The sequence below is a fragment of the Rhodanobacter ginsengiterrae genome, assembly GCF_050026815.1.
Lineage (GTDB): Bacteria > Pseudomonadota > Gammaproteobacteria > Xanthomonadales > Rhodanobacteraceae > Rhodanobacter > Rhodanobacter ginsengiterrae.
Genome location: NZ_JALBWO010000055.1, coordinates 342,903 through 361,013, shown reverse-complemented (window position 1 = coordinate 361,013; position 18,111 = coordinate 342,903). Strand labels below are relative to the sequence as shown.

Annotated in this window: 14 protein-coding genes; 9 read left to right on the top strand and 5 right to left on the bottom strand. The window is 67.2% G+C overall.

Annotation, left to right across the window (positions count from 1 at the left end; all coding sequences use genetic code 11):
• The first annotated feature begins 359 nt into the window (after window positions 1-359).
• The 3 genes from ACQGNJ_RS12780 (at window position 360) to fabB (ending at window position 3,958) form a co-directional block, all read left to right on the top strand.
• The gene (locus ACQGNJ_RS12780; protein WP_426689622.1) at window positions 360-1,619 is read left to right on the top strand and encodes an alginate export family protein; all 1,260 of its coding nucleotides are present in this window, start codon (window positions 360-362) and stop codon (window positions 1,617-1,619) included.
• A 613-nt stretch (window positions 1,620-2,232) separates the two neighbouring features.
• Complete coding sequence (gene fabA / locus ACQGNJ_RS12775) at window positions 2,233-2,748, top strand: 3-hydroxyacyl-[acyl-carrier-protein] dehydratase FabA (RefSeq protein WP_426689621.1); 516 nt, start codon at window positions 2,233-2,235, stop codon at window positions 2,746-2,748.
• 1 nt (window position 2,749) lies between these two features.
• Window positions 2,750-3,958 carry a beta-ketoacyl-ACP synthase I gene (gene fabB / locus ACQGNJ_RS12770; RefSeq protein WP_426689620.1) on the top strand — a complete coding sequence of 403 codons (1,209 nt, stop codon included), beginning with the start codon at window positions 2,750-2,752 and terminating at the stop codon, window positions 3,956-3,958.
• Between the two features lie 66 nt (window positions 3,959-4,024).
• Here the strand turns inward: fabB and ACQGNJ_RS12765 are convergent, their stop codons facing one another.
• The gene (locus tag ACQGNJ_RS12765) at window positions 4,025-4,639 is read right to left on the bottom strand and encodes an OmpW/AlkL family protein (protein WP_426689619.1); all 615 of its coding nucleotides are present in this window, start codon (window positions 4,637-4,639) and stop codon (window positions 4,025-4,027) included.
• Window positions 4,640-4,894: 255 nt separating this feature from the next.
• Here ACQGNJ_RS12765 and ACQGNJ_RS12760 point away from each other — a divergent pair, with 255 nt between their 5' ends.
• From ACQGNJ_RS12760 to ACQGNJ_RS12735, 6 genes are all read left to right on the top strand, one after another.
• Window positions 4,895-6,490 (top strand): cytochrome ubiquinol oxidase subunit I, encoded by a 1,596-nt coding sequence (locus ACQGNJ_RS12760; RefSeq protein ID WP_426689618.1) that lies wholly within the window; start codon window positions 4,895-4,897, stop codon window positions 6,488-6,490.
• Window positions 6,491-6,493: 3 nt separating this feature from the next.
• Entirely contained in the window at window positions 6,494-7,627 is a 1,134-nt protein-coding gene (gene cydB, locus ACQGNJ_RS12755; protein WP_426689617.1) for a cytochrome d ubiquinol oxidase subunit II, read from the top strand.
• A gap of 9 nt (window positions 7,628-7,636) precedes the next feature.
• On the top strand, window positions 7,637-7,849 hold the full coding sequence (locus tag ACQGNJ_RS12750; protein ID WP_426689616.1) for a hypothetical protein: 213 nt from the start codon (window positions 7,637-7,639) through the stop codon (window positions 7,847-7,849).
• A 72-nt stretch (window positions 7,850-7,921) separates the two neighbouring features.
• Window positions 7,922-9,664 (top strand): thiol reductant ABC exporter subunit CydD, encoded by a 1,743-nt coding sequence (cydD, locus tag ACQGNJ_RS12745; RefSeq protein ID WP_426689615.1) that lies wholly within the window; start codon window positions 7,922-7,924, stop codon window positions 9,662-9,664.
• Window positions 9,661-11,481 (top strand): thiol reductant ABC exporter subunit CydC, encoded by a 1,821-nt coding sequence (gene cydC / locus ACQGNJ_RS12740; protein WP_426689614.1) that lies wholly within the window; start codon window positions 9,661-9,663, stop codon window positions 11,479-11,481. Before cydD ends, cydC begins: the two co-directional genes overlap by 4 nt.
• Window positions 11,482-11,563: 82 nt before the next feature.
• Window positions 11,564-12,058 (top strand): DnrO protein, encoded by a 495-nt coding sequence (locus tag ACQGNJ_RS12735; RefSeq protein ID WP_426689613.1) that lies wholly within the window; start codon window positions 11,564-11,566, stop codon window positions 12,056-12,058.
• 57 nt (window positions 12,059-12,115) lie between these two features.
• Here ACQGNJ_RS12735 and ACQGNJ_RS12730 read toward each other — a convergent pair whose 3' ends face one another.
• The 4 genes from ACQGNJ_RS12730 to ACQGNJ_RS12715 all read right to left on the bottom strand — a co-directional run bounded on the left by ACQGNJ_RS12730 (window position 12,116) and on the right by ACQGNJ_RS12715 (window position 17,974).
• A complete protein-coding gene (locus ACQGNJ_RS12730; RefSeq protein WP_426689612.1) occupies window positions 12,116-13,234 on the bottom strand; it encodes a PLP-dependent cysteine synthase family protein in 1,119 nt (372 codons plus the stop codon).
• A 14-nt stretch (window positions 13,235-13,248) separates the two neighbouring features.
• The gene (locus ACQGNJ_RS12725; RefSeq protein WP_426689611.1) at window positions 13,249-15,204 is read right to left on the bottom strand and encodes a pyridoxal phosphate-dependent decarboxylase family protein; all 1,956 of its coding nucleotides are present in this window, start codon (window positions 15,202-15,204) and stop codon (window positions 13,249-13,251) included.
• A complete protein-coding gene (locus tag ACQGNJ_RS12720; RefSeq protein ID WP_426689610.1) occupies window positions 15,201-15,605 on the bottom strand; it encodes a SirB2 family protein in 405 nt (134 codons plus the stop codon). Before ACQGNJ_RS12720 ends, ACQGNJ_RS12725 begins: the two co-directional genes overlap by 4 nt.
• 86 nt (window positions 15,606-15,691) lie before the next feature.
• Complete coding sequence (locus tag ACQGNJ_RS12715; RefSeq protein ID WP_426689609.1) at window positions 15,692-17,974, bottom strand: nitric-oxide reductase large subunit; 2,283 nt, start codon at window positions 17,972-17,974, stop codon at window positions 15,692-15,694.
• Between the last annotated feature and the right edge of the window lie 137 nt (window positions 17,975-18,111).

The window sequence follows — 18,111 nt, the reverse complement described above, 5'->3', positions numbered from 1 at the left end:
GTGATGCCGCCGATGAGCCAGCTCAACGACGACGAAGTGGCGAACATCCTCACCTACGTGCTGAACAGCTGGGGCAACCCGGGTGGTCAGATCAGCAAGGACGAGGTAGCCAAGGCACGCGCGGCGGCACCCGCAGCGGCGCCAGCGGAGCACTGAGGCAAGGTATAAACCATCTGGCCGTCCATACGGCCAGATGGATGGTTGAAGAAAGCAACGCCGCCCACCGGGCGGCGTTGTCGTTTTCGCCGGGGCGTGGCGCGTTGTCACAGTGTTCGCGTCATTCGCGGGGATTTGACTGAAGTCAGGACGGGTGTGCGGTTGCGCGCGGAGACTGCGGCCGACTACAAGGGAGCAACGACATGAAGCACACGAGAAGCCGCCTTTCGATGGCCTGCCTGCTGGCCATCCTGGCAACCCCGGCATGGGCCACGGGAGATGCCGCCAGCATCGCGCCAGCAGCCACCGCCGCCGCGCCATCGCTGCAGCTTGAATGGGATGCCCGTCTTCGCCATGAGCAGGTCGACGACGACGCCTTCAGCCGCAACGCGACTGCGGACACGCTGCGTCTGCGGCTGGGGCTGCATGCCGAGTTCGGTCATGGCTGGAGCGGCCTGCTCGAAGGCGCCGGCGTGGCCAGTGCCGGTGAGCACTACAACAGCGGTGCGAACGGGCGCAGCCAGTATCCGGTGGTGACCGATCCGAAGGGCGGCGAATTCAACCAGTACTGGGTGCGCTGGCAGGGCAGCCAGCTCGGCGCCACGGTAGGTCGTCAGCGGCTGCTGATCGACAACCAGCGCTGGGTCGGCAACAGCGGCTGGCGGCAGCACGAGCAGACCTTCGATGCCGTCGAGTTGCAATGGCAGCCGCTGTCCACGCTGACGGTGAGTTATGACTGGCTCGATCGGGTGCACCGGGTGGCCGGGCGTGATGCGCTGAATCCGCTGGCGCGCGAGCGCAAGTTGAATACGCACCTGTTCAATGCGGCATGGGTACGAGGTGCCCAGCAATGGACTGGCTACGCCTATCTGCACGAGGACCGCGACGTGGCCAGCGCCTCCAGCGCCACCTACGGCCTGCGCTGGAACGGCAAGGCCCTGCGCGACGGCAATGGCCTGGGCTGGGCCGTGGAGGGTGCCCGCCAGTACGACTACGCCAACAACCCGCTGCACTTCGCGCACAGCTACTGGCTGCTTGAGCCTGGCTGGACGCAGTCCGGCATCACCGCCAAGCTCGGTTGGGAACACCTGGGCGGCAACGGTCGGCATGCGCTGCAGACGCCGCTGGCCACCTTGCATGCCTTCAATGGCTGGAACGATCAGTTCAACGTGATTCCTGCTGGTGGACTGGAAGATCGCTACGCTGGCGTCAACGGCAATTTTGGTCGTGTCGGTGTCGCCAGCAAGCTGGCCTGGGCGGTGGTGTGGCATGACTACCGGGCTGATCGTGGCGGCCGTTACGGCAGCGAATGGGACGCCTCGCTGGCGTTTCCGCTGGCCACCGGCCTCAGTGGCCTGGTCAAGCTGGGCAACTATCAGGCCGACGGTTTCGGTCGCGGCAGCGCCAAGCTGTGGCTGCAACTGGAATGGCGTGGACAGCACGATTTGACCAGCGCCCGTTGAGGTCGCCGATGGTGAGCTGCCGATGCGTTGACCCAGGTCAGCGCATCGACAGCGCTTCCGCGTTCAGATGGCGACATGCAGGAAGATCCACTGCCCGACGTTCCGTGCATCGAGGACCGGCGGTTGCTCGAGCTCGACCTGCGCAGACATCCCTTGCCGGAACCTCGAAAGCGTGGTGTGCGGGCGCCGGCTGAGCCAGTTGCTGGCAACCGTGAATGCACCGATGACGAGGCTCGGGCCGGCGCAGGTGGTCGTGCGGGGTCGGAGCCTTGCCGCCAGTCCAGCTTGCGGCGTTGCATGAATGGCTGTGGGCGCTGCGGGCCGGTGCGTGAAGCCGGTGCCCTGCGTGAGGCGTGGCGGGCATGTTCGGCACTGGCCGACATCGGCTGGCAGGCGCAGCTGGCCAAGACGCTACTGCGCGCGGATGCGTTTGCGTCGGCAGTCGCTGGGAGCCCACTGGCGTGAGATCGCGGCTACCTTGCTGAAGCCGTGGGCCTGAATCCTGGTGACGAGTTTCAATGCGCGTGCGTACGGCATGAATACGGATGATCAACGTCAAGACAGAAAGCCGCTCAGCTGGCACACTGGGCGTTCCTCACCCCGCGAGTATTTCATGACACGTCCTTCCTCCTTCGACTACGAACAGCTGCGCGCCTGCGGCCGCGGCGAGTTGTTCGGCGACGACAATGCCCGTCTGCCTTCGCCGCCGATGCTGATGTTCGATCGCATCACGGAGATCTCCGAGGAAGGCGGCTCCTACGGCAAGGGTCACATCCATGCCGAAATGGACATCCATCCGGATCTCTGGTTCTTCGGTTGCCACTTCATCGGTGATCCGGTGATGCCAGGCTGCCTGGGCCTGGATGCGATGTGGCAGCTCAGCGGTTTCTACCTGCCATGGCTGGGCGAGCCCGGGCGCGGTCGTGCGCTGGGCGTGGGCAACGTGAAATTCTCCGGCCAGGTGATGCCGACGGCGAAGCTGTTGCGCTATGAGATCGACATCCGCCGCGTGATGCGCGGCAAGCTGCGCTTGGTCATCGCTGACGGCAAGACCTTCGTCGACGACCGCCTGATCTATGAGGCCAGCGACATGCGCGTAGGTCTGTTCCAGTCTACCGAGGGTTTCTGAGATGCGTCGTGTCGTAGTGACTGGCATGGGTATCGTGTCGTGCCTGGGCAATGAGCTTGCCGCCGTGACCAGCGCGTTGCGCGATGGTCGTAGCGGCATCCGGGCAGTGCCTGAATACAGCGAGCTCGGTTTGCGCAGCCATGTGGCCGGCGTGCCGGACATCGACCTGGAAGCAGTGATCGATCGCAAGCAGAAGCGCTTCATGGGCGACGCGGCAGCCTATGCCTATGTGTCCATGCGCTCGGCGATGGCCGATGCCGGCCTGGAAGCGGAGCAGGTGCGCCATCCGCGCATCGGCGCGATCGCCGGTTCGGGCGGCGGTTCGCCGCGCTGGCAGATCGAAACCGGCGACCTGTTGCGCAGCAAGGGCGTGCGCAAGATCGGTCCGTACATGGTGCCGCGCACGATGTGCTCGACGGTGTCGGCGACACTGGCCACGACCTTCGGCCTGCTCGGTCTGAGCTATTCGATCTCGGCGGCCTGCGCCACCTCGGCGCATTGCATTGGCGCCGCCGCCGACCTGATTCGGCATGGCGCGCAGGACGTGGTGTTTGCCGGTGGTGGTGAGGAAGAGCACTGGGGCATGACCTCGCAGTTCGATGCGATGGGTGCGTTGTCCAGCCACCACAACGACACGCCGGCCAGCGCCTCGCGTCCCTACGACGTCAGCCGCGACGGCTTCGTCATCGCTGGCGGCGGCGGCATGCTGGTGCTGGAGGAATACGAGCACGCCAAGGCCCGCGGCGCGCGTATCCATGCCGAACTGGTCGGCTACGGCGTCACCTCCGATGGCGCCGAGATGGTCGCGCCGTCGGGTGAGGGCGCGGTGCGCTGCATGCAGATGGCCATGGCCAACCTCAAGGCGCCGATCGATTATCTGAACACCCACGGCACTTCCACGCCGCTGGGCGACATCATCGAGCTCAACGCGGTGCGAGAGGCGTTTGGTGAAGCGGTGCCGCCGCTGTCGTCGACCAAGGCACTCACCGGGCATTCGCTCGGCGCGGCCAGCGTTCACGAAGCGATCTACAGTTTGCTGATGCTCAACGAGGGCTTCATGGCCGGGTCTGCGCACATCGCTGAACTCGATCCGCGCGCCGAGGGCTTCCCGATCCTGCGCGAAAGCCGGGCGGCGAAGCTCAACACGGTGATGTCCAACAGCTTCGGCTTCGGTGGCACCAACGGCACCCTGGTATTTGCCAGGGTGTGACTGCACCGCCGATGCTTCTGTTGCGGCACAGGCATCGGCGGGCGAAACGGCGACCGCGGTACCGGGTCAGAAGCGGTAACCGAAGCTCAGGCCGTATACCCACGGGTTGACCTTGGCCGTACCCACGTTGACGCCGCCGACACGCACGTCGCCGCTGATGTCGATCCAGCGCACATCGGCAGTCAGCAACCAGCGCGGCGACAGCGTGACGTCAACGCCCGCATGCGCCGCGGCGCCCCAGCTGTTGTCGATCTTCACGCTGGCGCCCTGCAACAGGCCTTCGCCCCTGGTGTTGAAGAAGCGTGTGTAGTTGAGGCCGGCGCCGAGAAATGGCGAGACTTTCGCCTCCGGCATGAAGTGGTAGTTCACGCCGAGCACGGGCGGCAGGTGTTTGGTGCGGGCCGCCTTCTGGCCATCGAGCCGGATATCGTGCTCGAACGGCCACGCGACGAGTACTTCGGCGCCCCACGATGGTGTGATCAGATACTCAAGACTGGCGGTGGGTTTGGTATCGCTGCCGATGCCGGCTTTCATGCCGGCGAGGGTGCCGTTGTTCGATTGGGGGTTGACCGTGTGCGCGCCGAACCGGACCACCCAGGAACCGGCCTCGGCGGCCTGTGCGATGGATGCCGTGCCAGCGGCGAGGATGGCGGCAATGACCAGCGGGAGTAGCGATTTCATGGTGGTTGTCCTTGCTTTCTGATGGTGTGCCGCGGGCATTCTGCGAGCTGACACACCCGGACAATTGACCCAGGTCATTTTCGGCGGAGGGGCGTCTGGCTTGCGACGTTTTGCCACGCAAGCCGGCCGGCAACCGGTCCGGCATCGTGCGCGGGTATTTGCCGCCAAGTTGATCGTGGTCAAAAGCGATCCCGGCGGACGAGGAACAATGTGCGGGCATCGCGCATCCCTCATCCTGACCAGGACGCTACCGTCATGCATGACCTCAACGTGGTCGATCTGTCACGTCTGCAATTCGCGCTCACCGCGTTGTACCACTTCCTCTTTGTTCCGCTGACGCTGGGGCTGTCCTTCCTGCTGGCCGCGATGGAAACGGTCTACGTCATCACCGGCAAGCCGATCTACCGGGAGATCACCCAGTTCTGGAGCAAGCTGTTCCTGATCAACTTCGCCCTTGGTGTGGCCACCGGCCTGACCATGGAGTTCGAGTTCGGCACCAACTGGTCGTTCTATTCCAGCTTCGTCGGCGACATCTTCGGCGCGCCGCTGGCGATCGAGGGGCTGATGGCGTTCTTCCTGGAGGCCACCTTCATCGGCATGATGGTGTTCGGCTGGAAGCGGCTGAAGCGTGGTCAGCATCTGGCGGTCACCTACATGGTGGCGCTGGGTTCCAACCTGTCCGCGTTGTGGATCCTGATCGCCAACAGCTTCATGCAGGCGCCGGAGGGTGCCAGCTTCAACCCGCTGACGATGCGCATGGAACTGGCCAGCCTCACCGAGCTGATCTTCAGCCATGACGCCCAGGCCAAGTTCGTGCATACCAGCATTGCCGGTTACGTCACCGGGGCGATCTTCGTGGCCGGCGTCAGCGCCTGGTACATGCTGAAGCGCCGGCACGTCGAGCTGGCGCGCCGCTCGTTCCGCATGGCCGTGCTGTTCGGCGTGCTTGCCACCGCCGGCGTGATCACCCTTGGCGATGCGCTGGGCTTCATCGGTGGCCAGGCGCAGCCGACCAAGCTGGCGGCGATGGAAGGCCTGTGGAAGAGCGAGCCGGCGCCGATGCCGTTCAACCTGATCGCGTTCCCCTCGCAGAAGGACAAGGTGAATCGCGGCCAGGTGCAGGTTCCGTATGCGCTCTCGCTGCTGGTCACCCATTCGATGGACGGCACCGTCCCCGGCGTCGACCGGCTGGAGCAGAACACGATCGAACGCATCCGCAATGGCATCCCGGCGGTGGCCGCCCTGCAGGCACTCTCCGCCGCACCGGGCGATGCCGATGCGCTGAGCCGCTTCCGCGCGCACGAGAAGGATCTCGGCTACGGCTTCCTGGTGCAGCGTTACGCGCCGGACGTGACCCAGGCCACCGATGCGCAGATCGCCACCGCGGCGCGCGACACCATTCCGCCGGTGGCGCCGATCTTCTGGTCGTTCCGCATCATGGTGTTGATGGGCCTGGCGATGCTGGCGTACTTCGTGCTGGCGGTGATCTACAGCATGCGCAACACCATCGAGCACCAGCGATGGTTCCTGAAGGTCGCCGTATGGATGATCCCGGTGCCCTTCCTGGCGTGCGAGATGGGTTGGCTGGTGGCCGAGCTGGGGCGCCAGCCGTGGACCGTCTACGGCATGCTGCCGACCTGGATGTCGGCCTCCACGCACGGCGTCGGCTACATGATCTTTTCGCTGGTCGGATTCGTCGGCCTGTACACCGCATTCATCGTTGCCGAGATGTATCTGATGGTGCGCGCGATCCGCAAGGGACCCGATGATCACCGCTCGGGCGACGACTTCGGGCTACTCACAGACATGCCGCAAGCCGCCCGCGTGGCCGGCTACCGGCAGGAGGGTTGAGCGATGGACATGTACGCAATGCTGCAGATCACCTGGTGGCTCCTGCTCGGCGTGTTGCTGGTCGGGCTGGCCGTGATGGTGGGCATGGACATGGGTGTGGGCACCATCCTGCGCTACGTCGGCCGCACCGACCTCGAGCGACGCGTCGCACTCAACATCATCGGTCCGCACTGGGAGGGCAACCAGGTGTGGTTCGTGCTCGGTGGAGGCGCGGTGTTTGCGGCCTTTCCGCTGATCTATGCGACGGCCTTCTCGGGATTCTATGTGGTGATGATGCTGCTGCTGTGGAGCATGATCATGCGTCCACTCGGCTTCGAGTACCGCAGCAAGCTCCCCTCCACGGCGTGGCGCGGCATGTGGGACTGGGCGCTGCTGGTCAGCGGCCTGATCCCGATGGTGATTTTCGGCGCCGCCTTCGGCAACCTCTTCCACGGTGCACCGTTCCAGTTCAGCTGGAACCTCACCTCGACCTACAGCGGCTCCTTCCTCGGGCTGCTCAATCCGTTCGCGATCCTGTGCGGCCTGCTGTCGGTGGCGCTGTCGGTGTTCATGGGTGCGGTGACCGTGATGAACGGCGCGGTGGACGCGATCTACGATCGTGCCCGCACGCTGGCGCGGCTGTCGGCCGCGCTGGCCATCGTGCTGTTCGCGGCCGGCGGCGTGTGGGTGCGCGGCATGCAGGGCTTCGTGCTGACCAGCAGCCCGGCGCCCGGCGTGGCGCAGACGCCGCTGCAGCAGGCTGTATCACTGGTCGACGGTGCGTGGCTGGCCAACTTCCACGCCCATCCGTTGCTGTGGGTCGTGCCGGTGCTGGGCTTTGCCGGCATGCTGCTGGGCCTGCTGGCGGCCGGCGCGAGGCGTTCGCACCTGGCCTGGTGGCTGGGCGCGCTGGCCTGGCTGGGCGTGATCGGCACGGCCGGCGTGGCGCTGTTCCCGTTCCTGCTGCCCTCCAGCAGCGTGCCGGCGCAGAGCCTCACCGTGTGGAACTCCAGCTCGAGCGAGCTCACTCTCACCTGGATGGTCGGCTTTGCGCTGGTATTCGTGCCGCTGGTCGTCTGGTACACCAGCTGGGCGTTCTACGTGATGCGCGGGAAGGTCAAGCCCGAACATGTCTCCGACGACGAACACGCTTACTGAGGATCTGCCATGAAAACTTTCCTGCAGTTCATTCTCTTCATGCTCATTGCGGTGGTGGTGATCCTGATGGCCGTGGTGCTCGGTGATTCGGGCGCGTGGTATTTCGCGTGGCTGGTCGGTACCGGCATGATCGTGCTGGTCACCGCGGCCGGTGGCGCGATGCTCGATGCGCAAGACGAGCATGCCGCCGATGCGACGCGACGCGGCATCGCGGATGCGTGAATCGCGTCATGACTTGAACTAGTGTGTCGCGAAGGCCGGCTTTGTGCCGGCCTTCGCATTGCGGAATCCCTGATGGCCATTTCCTCAACCACTGCCTGGCTGCGCGAGCAGTCCCGTCCCGTGCGTCGCCTGCTGGCGACCGGCATCGCCGCCGGCGTTGCGCAGGCGGCGGCGACGTGCGTGGGCGCCTGGCTGGTGGCTCATGTGCTGGCCGGGGCGATCTTCGCCGCTCGTGCGCCGGGCGAACTGTGGCAGGCGCTGGCCGCGCTGCCGCTGCTGGCGGTCGCGCGCTTCGCGCTGGCGCTGCTGCAACGGCATGTCACGTTCGAGGCGGGTGCGCGGGTCAGCGCCGGGGTGCGGCTGTCGCTGGAGCAACGCCTGCGTCGACTGGGGCCGCGCTGGGCCGCGCTGCAATCGAGTGGCGACATGGTCACGCGCCTCGTCGACGGGGTCGATGCGCTGATCCCCTATTACGCCGGCTACCTGCCGCAAGTTGCCCTGGCCGCGCTGATCCCGCTGGTGATCCTGCTCGTGGTGCTGCTGGCCGACCCCTGGTCCGCCCTGGTGCTGTTGCTCACCGCGCCACTGATCCCGCTGTTCATGGTGCTGGTGGGGCATGCCGCCGAGCAGGCCAGCCAGCGTCGCTGGTTGCGCCTGCGGCGGATGGGCGCACGCTTCATGGATGCGCTGTCGGGGCTCACCACCTTGCGCCTGTTCCGCGCGACGACGCGCGAGCAGGCGCTGCTGGCGGCCACCGGGGAAGCCTATCGGCAGGAGACCATGGCGGTGCTGCGGATCGCCTTCCTCTCCGCGCTGGTGCTGGAGTTCTTCGCCACCGTGAGCATCGCCGTGCTGGCGGTGCTGATCGGTTTTCGCCTGATGTGGGGCACGCTCGGCTTCGAGTCCGGCCTGTTCGTGCTGTTGCTGGCGCCCGAGCTGTTCATGCCGTTGCGCGCGATGGGCAGCCAGCGGCATCGGCGGATGGAGGCGGCCGTCGCGGCCGAGGACCTGATCGCACTGCTGGCCATCCCCGCCGAGGAGGCGACGGCCAGCGCCGCGTCGTCACCCCGCGAGATCGCCGCCGCCCGGATCGCGATCGCGTTCGAGCGGGTCAGCTTCGGCTATGCGTCCGATCGCCAGGTGTTGCACGAGCTGGCCTTCGACGTCGACGCCGGCGCGCAGCTGACCGTGGTCGGTGCCAGCGGCAGCGGCAAGAGCACGCTGCTCCACTTGCTGATGGGCTTTGCCGCGCCCGACGGCGGCCGCATCCTGATCAATGGCCAGGACATCACGACGCTTTCGATGGCCGCGTGGCGTCGGCACATCGCCTGGGTTCCGCAGCGCGCGCATGTCTTTCACGGCACGCTGCGGGACAACCTGCTGATCGCCGCGCCGCAGGCCGATGCCCGGCAGTTGGACGGGGCCGTGCAGGCCGCGGCGCTGGTTCCGGTCATCGCGCGCCTGCCGCAGGGACTGGACACGCCGCTGGGCGAACACGGCCAGGGGCTGTCCGGCGGTGAACGCCAGCGCCTGGCGCTGGCTCGTGCCTGGTTGCGCGATGCGCCGTTGCTGCTGCTGGACGAGCCCACCCAGCATCTGGATGCCGCCACCGCGACGGTCGTCGATCGCGCACTGGCAAGGCTGGGCGAAGGTCGCACGGTGATCCGTATCGCTCACCGGCTGGATGCCATCCCTGCCCACGACCGCGTGGCCGTGATGGCGGACGGGCGCATCGTGGAAGCCGGCACGGCCTCGGCGCTGGGCGCCGCGGATGGCGCCTTCGCCCGGCTGCTGGCAGCGGATCGCGCGGCATGAACGGCATGAACGGCAGCCCGATCGATCGTGGCGACGTGCCCCCGGCGGACGCCATCGACCTGTTGCGACGCCTGCTCGGCCTGATGCGCGGTCAGCGTGGCTGGATGGCGGCCGGCGCCGCGCTGGCCGTGCTGAGCACGCTGTCGGGCGTCGGCTTGCTCGCGGTATCCGGGCATTTCATCACCAGCATGGCGCTGGCCGGCGCCAGCGGCGCCACCATCAACTACTACACCCCGGCGGCGCTGATCCGGCTGCTGGCGATCCTGCGTACCGGTGGTCGTTACGCCGAGCGGCTGATCACCCATGAAGCCACCTTGCGGGTGCTGGCACGCATGCGGGTATGGCTGTTCGGACGGCTGGTGCCACTGGCCCCGGCTGGCCTGGGCGGGCTGCGCAGTGCCGAGTTGTTCTCGCGCCTGCGCGCCGACGTGGATGCGCTGGAACACGCCTACCTGGGGGCGCTGATCCCGCTGCTGGTCGCGGCGGTGGTGACTTGCCTGGTGCTGGCGACGGCGCTGCTCTATCTGCCGCTGCTGGCCGCGTGGCTGGTGTTGCCGCTGGCCCTTGGCGGCGTGTTGTTGCCGCGCTGGGCGATGCGAAAAGGCGCGACCGCCGGCCACGCTGCGGTGGCCAGTGCCGAAACCCTGCGCCTGCTGGCCGCCGACGGCCTGCGCGGGCGTGCCGAGCTGGCGCTTTACGGCGCCGAGCCGGCGCATGGCGAACGGGTGATGGCCGCCAGCGAACGACTGCAGCAGGCGCGCCGACAGACCAACCGGCTGCAGGCGATCGGCGGTGCGGGGGTGGCGCTGGCGGCTCAACTTGCCGCCATCGGGGTGCTGCTGATCGGCCTGCCGGCGCTGCGCGCCACCACGCTGGCGCCGGCCGACCTGACCATGCTGGTGCTGCTGGCGATGGCGGCGTTCGACGCGATCGCTCCACTGCCGGAAGCCTGGGCACAGCTGGGTACCACGCTGGCCGCCGCGCGCCGCGTGTTCGCGCTGGCCGACACTGCACCGCCGGTGATCGAGCCGCCGACCGCCTCACCGCTCGCGCATGACCATGGCCTGGTGATCCGCCGGTTGCGGCTTCGCTACGGCGCACGGGAGCCGTGGGCGCTCGACGGAGTCGACCTGGACTTGCCGCAGGGGCATCGCCTGGCCCTGATGGGCGTGTCCGGGGCCGGCAAGAGCAGCCTGCTCGGCGCGCTGCTTCGCCTGTATCCCTACCAGGGTTCGATCATGCTCGGCGGTACCCCGCTGGAAGCCTGGCAAGGCGACGACGTGCGTGCCCGCATCGCGGTGGTCGACCAGCAGCCCTACCTGTTCGACGCCAGCCTGCGCGACAACCTGCGGGTGGCGCGCGTCGATGCCACCGACGAACAGTTGCACGAGGTGATCGCGAAGGCTCAACTGGACGTCTATGTGGCCAGCCTGCCGCAAGGGCTGGATACCTGGGTCGGCGAGAATGGCGTGCGCGTGTCCGGCGGCGAGGCAAGGCGCATCGCGATCGCCCGCGCGCTGCTCGCCGATGCGCCGATCCTGGTGCTGGACGAACCCACCGAAGGCCTGGATGCTGGTACCGCCGCGCAGCTCTACCAGGCACTGGCGGTGGCGATGGAGGGACGCAGCGTCCTGCTGATAACGCACCGGCTTGGCGGCTTGTCGACCCTGGTCGACGAAGTGGCGACCATGCACGGCGGCCGCATCACCGAACGGGTTCCGATGGCCGCCTATCGGGGCGCTGCTTCCGGTGCGGAGCGCTCCGCGGCGGCGGCGGGCAGGTCGACGGCAGGTGACATCCACTTGCCGGGTCGTTGACGTGGATCAGCCGGGGCGGGCCTGGCGCGCGCTAGCATGCAGCGCATCCGCGGAGTCCGTGCCGCCTGCTGGAGTGTTCTGCATGAAATCCATGAAAGCCGTGCTTGCGCTGACCTGTGTCCTGGGCGTGGCGATGACCGCCCAGGCATCTCCCGCGCAGGGCCATGGCAGCCAGCACGCCGATGCCACCCCGACGGCAGCGCCGGCACCGGCGCAGCGCTGGAAGCCGGATGCGGCGCTGGGGGAAGGCATGCGCCGTGCATACGCCGCGGTGGACCAGTTGCGCCATTACGAGATGGGCCACATGAGTGCGCCGATGGCCGTCGATCGCGCCAGCACGGTCGAAGAGGCGGTGGACTTCATGTTCGCCCATTGCCAGCTGGCGCCGGCACCCGATGCGGCGCTGCACGGCATCCTGGTGCCCCTGCGCGGTGCAGCGCAGGCGCTGAAGCAGGACCCGCAGGACCTCAAGGCCGTCGCCGACATGCGTGCAGCGATCGCGCACTACCCGCGCTACTTCGATGACCCGGGCTGGGACGCTGCACCGGCGATGCCGGCGATGCACGACGAACCCTGAGGCCAAGCACCACGCGCGCCGCCGTCCGCGTGCTTCCGCGGCGTGGCCTGTCGATCCTCACGCCGCGGCGGTGGCGACCCTCGGCGCGCCGCCGTTGGCCAGGCTGGCGCGCAGCGTGGCGTCCCAGGGTGCGATGTCGATGCGATGCTGGCTGAGCCACGACGGATCGAACAGGGTCTGCGCGTAGCGTTCGCCGCGGTCGCACAGCAGGCTGACGATGCTGCCGCGCTGGCCGCGCGCACGCATCGATGCGGCCAGTTGCAGGCAGGCGACCAGGTTGGTGCCGGACGAGCCGCCGTAGCGGTGGCCGAACAGATCCTCCAGCAGCCACGCGCCGGCGATCGAGGCGGCGTCCGGGATTTCGTTGACCTGGTCGACCACATCGAAGATGAAACCCGGCTCCACCCGCGGCCGGCCGATGCCTTCGATCAGGGTGGGCTGGCTGGCCACCGCGTTCGCATCGCGATCGCGCCAGCCGTGCGCGTAGCCGCTGCCGGTCGGCTCGGCCACGCACAGCCTGGTGTGCAGCCGTCGATAGCGCAGGTAGCGGCCGATCGTCGCCGAGGTACCGCCGGTGCCGGCGCCGCAGACGATCCAGGCTGGCTCGGGTTCGGCTTCCAGGGCGAGCTGGCCGATGATCGACTCGGCGATGTTGTTGTTGCCGCGCCAGTCGGTGGCGCGTTCGGCGAGGCCGAACTGGTCGAGATGACAGGCGCCGCGCGCGGCATGTTCGGCGGCGCGCGCATGCACCTGGGCGGGATCGTCGACCAGGTCGCAGGTGCCGCCCAGGGCCTGCACGTCGCGGATCTTTCCCGGCGCCGTGCAGGCCGGCATCACCGCGGTGAACGACAGCCCCAGCAGGCGCGCGAACCACGCTTCGGAAATCGCCGTGCTGCCGGACGAGGCATCCACCACGGCCTGGCCGTCACGCAGCCGGCCATTGCACAGCGCGTAGAGGAACAGCGAGCGCGCCAGGCGATGTTTCAGGCTGCCACTGGGATGCGTGGCTTCGTCCTTGAAGTAGAAGTCGATGCCGTGGAAGCCGGGAAAGTTCAGCTTGAGCAGGTGGGTGTCGGCCGAACGCGCGGCTTCCTGCGCCAGCTTGGTCAGTGCGTCGTGCACCCAGCGGCGGTCCGTGTCGTGATGCTGATTGACCAGGTGCAGGACGCTGTCCATGGGGTGCTCCGGGTTCATGGTGCGGGGTGGGCGACCCGGTGCAGCGCGCGCATGCGCCGGCCGAGGAAGTCGAAATAGCGGTCGATGTAGCTGATCCCGTTCTCGCGATCGATCAGGTACGGATTCATCAGCGTGTGGCGCAGGATCAGCAGCCGGTCCTCCTCCGGATCAAGCGAACCCGCATCCAGTCCCAGCGCATTGAAGATGCGCCCGGTCTGCGCCGGGCCCAGCATGTCCGGACGCAAGGTGGTCACCGAGCCGAAGAATTCCTTCAGCTGCAGCGGCTGCTGCGGATCGCAGCGCAGCTCATCGTGCAGCGCGCGCACGAACGCGTTGGCCGCCACCAGCGAGGTGTTGCCGCTGGGGTTGAGCGCGAGGCAGACCAGGTTGCTGTCCGGCGCGAACGGCACCAGCGCCTGCACGCAATCGGACAGTTCCAGTGCAAAACGTTGCGCCCGCGCGTGGAAGGTTTCGGCGGCGCGCACGGTGGCGCGCGGCAGCCGGCCGAAGTGGACGTGATCCAGCGGCAACACCTTGTGCGTGACGTAGACCGCCGCGGCCGCCGCGCCGGACTTGGAGCCTTCCGGAATGTACTGGCCGAGGCTGCGATGGCGCGCCAGATAGTCCTTCGGCGTGCCGCCGTGGAAGACGTAGTCGGCGCGTTCGGCCAGCAGCGCCATCGCGCGATGATCGCGGCAGATGAAGGCGCCGCTGCCGTACGGCAGGTAGCCGAGCTTGTGCGGGTCGACGGTGACCGAGTCGGTGGCGCCCAGTGCGGCAAACGCGGCGTGCACTTCGGGCGTGGGGAACTGTACATAGTCCGCGCCGACCTCGTCGCGGGAGCGCAGCGTGCCATCCTCGTTGCGGAACAGGGTGGTCAGGTAGCCGCCCCAGGCGGCGTCGACGTGCACGGCGAAATCCAGCCCGCGTTCGCGCGATGCCTCACGGGCGGCAAGCACCTGGTCGATCGGATCGATGGTGCCGTATTCGGTGCCGCCGAGTACGGCCACGCACATCAGCACGGCCTGCTGCTCGCGCGCGCAGCGTTCCAGCGTGTCGCGCAAGGCGGCCGGGTCCAGTCGCATGCCCTGCGTGGGCAACAGCTCCAACTGGTTGCGACCGAGGCCGAGCAGTTTCAGGCCCTTGCTCCACGAGTAGTGCGCGGTCACCGGTGCCAGCACCAGCGGCACCTTCAGGCGCGGGTGTGCGGCGAAGAAGCCGACCAGGCCGCGCTGTTCGATGCGTTCGCTTTCCACTTGCTGCAGCCAGCGCGAACGCTCGGCCGGTGTCTGTGCGGCGAGCCACGCCTGCCAGCTTGTCAGCAAGGCGATGCTGTGCGCCTGGCTCAGGTTGAACGCGCTCCAGTCGTCGTCCGGCAAGATCAGTTCGGGTACCTGCGCCGCGCGCAACGCCACCGGGAACGCTTTCAGCGCCAGCGCCAGGCGCAGCGCCTGGTAGTTGGCCAGGGTGCCGCCGGAGGTGAGGTGGCCGAACGCACAGGTGTCCTGCGCCGGGTCGTGCGGGTAGCCGAGCATGCGCGCCAGCTGCAGGCCGGCCTGCACTTCCATGTCGACGGTAACCGGCGCGGCATCCTCGCTGACATTGTTGGGGTTGTAGGGCAGGGTCAGCATCTGCGCAGCCAGTCCGGGCAGCAGCAGGTCCGAGGCCATGTGGCCGATGTAGCGCGGGCTGTGGAACGGCACCGACTTCTTCAGCGACGCGGACAACTGGTGCAGCTCGCGCCGCATGCGCGATTCGAAGGCGAGATAGTCCGGATGGTGCGCGGCGCTGGTGGCGATCACCGGTGGATCTTCCGGGTGGAAATTGCGCCGCCAGTACACGTGGTCGCGCAGGAACTCGACCATCATCTTCTCGAGCAGCGCATCGTTCTCGCCGTAGGGGCCGAGGAAGCAGGCGTCCAGCGCGTGGTCACGCGGCTCGCCGTTGTTGAACGGTCGGGCGGCGCTCATGCGATCCATCCATGCAGCCAGCCAAGGGGGTGATGCATGCGCGCCACGCCGAGCATGTAGAGGTAGGTGACCAGCGCGGCGATGAAGAAAATCCTTCTCGCACGGGGAGTACGCGCGCGCTTCAGTGCCAGCGTGGCCAGCACCACGTAGACCACCAGCAGCACCAGCTTGGTGGTGAGCCAGCCGTTGGCGAACATCGCCCCGGGCAGGATGCTGACCAGCATCAGCGCGGCGGTGAGCAAGGTGGTGTCGATCGCATAGCTGAGCCAGCGCAACGGCAGCGCCTGCGCCGCGCCGGCATGGCCGAGCTGGACGAGCAAGCCGCGCAACGCGAACAGCGAACCGCTGGCCAGCACGCAGGCGATATGCACCCATTTGATTTGCGGGTAGAACTCGAACACCGGCGTTCCATGAGACTTTCTGGATGGCTGCAAGCATCAGGGCGCACCTTGCGGTGCGCCCTGATGTGGGTCATGTCAGCGTGGTGTCAGGCGCCTTCGGTCTGGCCTTTCCCCAGCGGCAGCGTGGCCCTGCGACGTTTTGGCGCAAGCCACAGCGCCGCCACGAACACCGAGATCAGCAGCGCGCCGACGGCGAACAGGGTGTCGCCCGGTACGCGCATCCAGATCAGCATGTGGATCAGCGGACGATCCATGAACTCGGCCGAACGGGCGAACCAGTAACCGTGTTCCAGCACCGCCTTGAGCTGCAGGATGCCCAGCGGCAACAGGGTCAGCGCCGCCATCATCGCCAGGCCGATGTTGAGCAGCCAGAACGAACCCTGCAGCAGGCCTTCGCGCCACTGCGCTTCCGGCTTGATGCCGCGCAGGCAGAACAGCATCAGGCCCAGGCCGAGCATGCCGTACACGCCCATCAATGCGGTATGGCCGTGGGTGGCAGTGAGGTTCAGGCCCTGCATGTAGTACAGCGCGATCGGCGTGTTGACCAGGAAACCGAGCAGGCCGGCGCCGACCAGGTTCCAGAAGCTCACCGCCACGAAGAACATGATCGGCCAGCGGTAGCGGGCCATCCATGGCGCCTCGTGCTGCTTCTTCCAGGTGTCGTAGGCTTCCATGCCGATCAGCGCCAGCGGTACCACTTCCAGCGCCGAGAAGCTGGCGCCAAGCGCGATCACCGCGGTGGTGGTGCCGCTGAAGTACAAGTGATGCAGCGTGCCCAGCACGCCGCCGGCCATGAACACGATGGTGGCGAACAGCACGTTGGTGGTGGCTGTGGTCACGCGCAGCAGCCCGAGGCGCACGAACAGGTAGCTGATCACCGCGGTGGCGAACACTTCGAAGAAGCCTTCCACCCACAGGTGCACCACCCACCAGCGCCAGTATTCAACCATCGCGATGTGGGTGTGCTCGCCCCACATCAGGCCGGCACCGTAGAGCAGACCGATCGCCACGGTGGACAGGAACAGCAGGCCGACGATCGAGGCGCCTTCCTTGTTGCGGTCCATCGCCGGCCACAACGCGCGGCCGACCAGGAACAACCACAGCATCAGGCCGATGAACAGGAAGATCTGCCAGAAGCGGCCGAGGTCGGTGTATTCCCAACCCTGGTGGCCGAACCAGAAGTTGTACTTGAGGCCCATCTTGTCCATCACCGCGAACCACTGGCCGGCAAACGAACCAATCACGATGATCAGCAGGCAGACCCACAGGAAGTTCACCCCGAGGCGCTGGAATTTCGGCTCATGGCCGGAGATCAGCGGCGCGATGTACAGGCCGGTGGCCAGCCAGGCGGTGGCGATCCACAGCACCGCCAGTTCGGTATGCCAGGTGCGGGTGAGGCTGTATGGCAGGTAGTTGGCCAGCGCGAAGCCATACGCTTGCTGACCTTCCACCTGGTAATGCGCGGTGGTGGCACCCAGCAGAATTTGTGCGAGGAACAGGCCCAGCACGGTCCAGAAATATTTGCCGGTGGCCTTCATCGAAGGCGTGGCCTTGAGCTCGGTCAGCGGATCGCGCGCGGGAACGGTCGGCAGCGGTTCGTGATTGACCTGGCGGGCGTGATGCCAGGCCAGCAGGCCGATGCCGAAGATCATGAACAGGATGCTGAAGACCGACCACAGGAAGCTGGTCGACGTGGGCGTGTTGCCGGCCAGCGGTTCGTACGGCCAGTTCTGCGTGTAGCTCATGGTCTCGTTCGGACGCTGCGTGGCCGCCGCCCAGCTGGTCCACCAGAAGAACGCGGTGACCTCGCGCCGATGCTCCAGCTCGGCCACGGTGTTCTCGCGCATCGCATAGCCTTCGCGCAGCTTGTGCGTGGCGGGATCGTTGCCGAACAGGCTGATGTAGTGCGCCGCGACGGCGTCCATCGCATGCGCGCGCAACAGGGATACGGTGATGGTGTTGCTGGCCGCGTCGTAGGTGTTGCTGCGCAGCTCTTCCTGTACCCGCGCCTTGAACGGCGCCTGCTGCTGTGCCGTCAGCGATTCGTATGGACCGAGGCCGGAGTCGCGGGCGAGCAGGTCGAGCATGGCCATGCTTTCGCGATGCAGCCAGTCCGCGCTCCAGTCCGGTGCGAGCAGCGCGCCGTGACCCCAGATCGAACCCAGCTGCTGGCCGCCGATGCTCTGCCAGACCTCGCGTCCTTCTTCCATGTCGGCCCTGGTATACAGCGTCTGGCCGTCGGTGGTGACGACCGCAGTGGGCAAGGGCGGCGCCTGCTGGTGGACCTCCTTGCCGACCCACAGCAGCACGGCAAAGGACGTGACCAGCAAGGTCGCCAGCCCCAGCCAGAGTTTTCGGGTGGTACTCATCGCGCATCTCCCTGAAAGGTGCGCGCATGCTCGGCGAGGCGGGCGCCGCTCACCTTGATGCAGGTCAAGCGGTCGCCGCGGAAGGTCGCGCAAATTGCCGCGGCGGCCGGGCATGGCATGATCGCCGTGCGCACAGC

What these genes read in the sequence shown, in the direction of transcription:
- ACQGNJ_RS12725 (WP_426689611.1), bottom strand. Translation starts at nt 15,204, where the DNA reads ATGAGCGCCGCCCGACCGTTCAACAACGGCGAGCCGCGTGACCACGCG.
- ACQGNJ_RS12765 (WP_426689619.1), bottom strand. Translation starts at nt 4,639, where the DNA reads ATGAAATCGCTACTCCCGCTGGTCATTGCCGCCATCCTCGCCGCTGGC.
- fabB (WP_426689620.1), top strand. Translation starts at nt 2,750, where the DNA reads ATGCGTCGTGTCGTAGTGACTGGCATGGGTATCGTGTCGTGCCTGGGC.
- cydB (WP_426689617.1), top strand. Translation starts at nt 6,494, where the DNA reads ATGGACATGTACGCAATGCTGCAGATCACCTGGTGGCTCCTGCTCGGC.
- cydD (WP_426689615.1), top strand. Translation starts at nt 7,922, where the DNA reads ATGGCCATTTCCTCAACCACTGCCTGGCTGCGCGAGCAGTCCCGTCCC.
- ACQGNJ_RS12730 (WP_426689612.1), bottom strand. Translation starts at nt 13,234, where the DNA reads ATGGACAGCGTCCTGCACCTGGTCAATCAGCATCACGACACGGACCGC.
- ACQGNJ_RS12715 (WP_426689609.1), bottom strand. Translation starts at nt 17,974, where the DNA reads ATGAGTACCACCCGAAAACTCTGGCTGGGGCTGGCGACCTTGCTGGTC.
- ACQGNJ_RS12750 (WP_426689616.1), top strand. Translation starts at nt 7,637, where the DNA reads ATGAAAACTTTCCTGCAGTTCATTCTCTTCATGCTCATTGCGGTGGTG.
- fabA (WP_426689621.1), top strand. Translation starts at nt 2,233, where the DNA reads ATGACACGTCCTTCCTCCTTCGACTACGAACAGCTGCGCGCCTGCGGC.
- ACQGNJ_RS12780 (WP_426689622.1), top strand. Translation starts at nt 360, where the DNA reads ATGAAGCACACGAGAAGCCGCCTTTCGATGGCCTGCCTGCTGGCCATC.
- cydC (WP_426689614.1), top strand. Translation starts at nt 9,661, where the DNA reads ATGAACGGCATGAACGGCAGCCCGATCGATCGTGGCGACGTGCCCCCG.
- ACQGNJ_RS12760 (WP_426689618.1), top strand. Translation starts at nt 4,895, where the DNA reads ATGCATGACCTCAACGTGGTCGATCTGTCACGTCTGCAATTCGCGCTC.
- ACQGNJ_RS12735 (WP_426689613.1), top strand. Translation starts at nt 11,564, where the DNA reads ATGAAATCCATGAAAGCCGTGCTTGCGCTGACCTGTGTCCTGGGCGTG.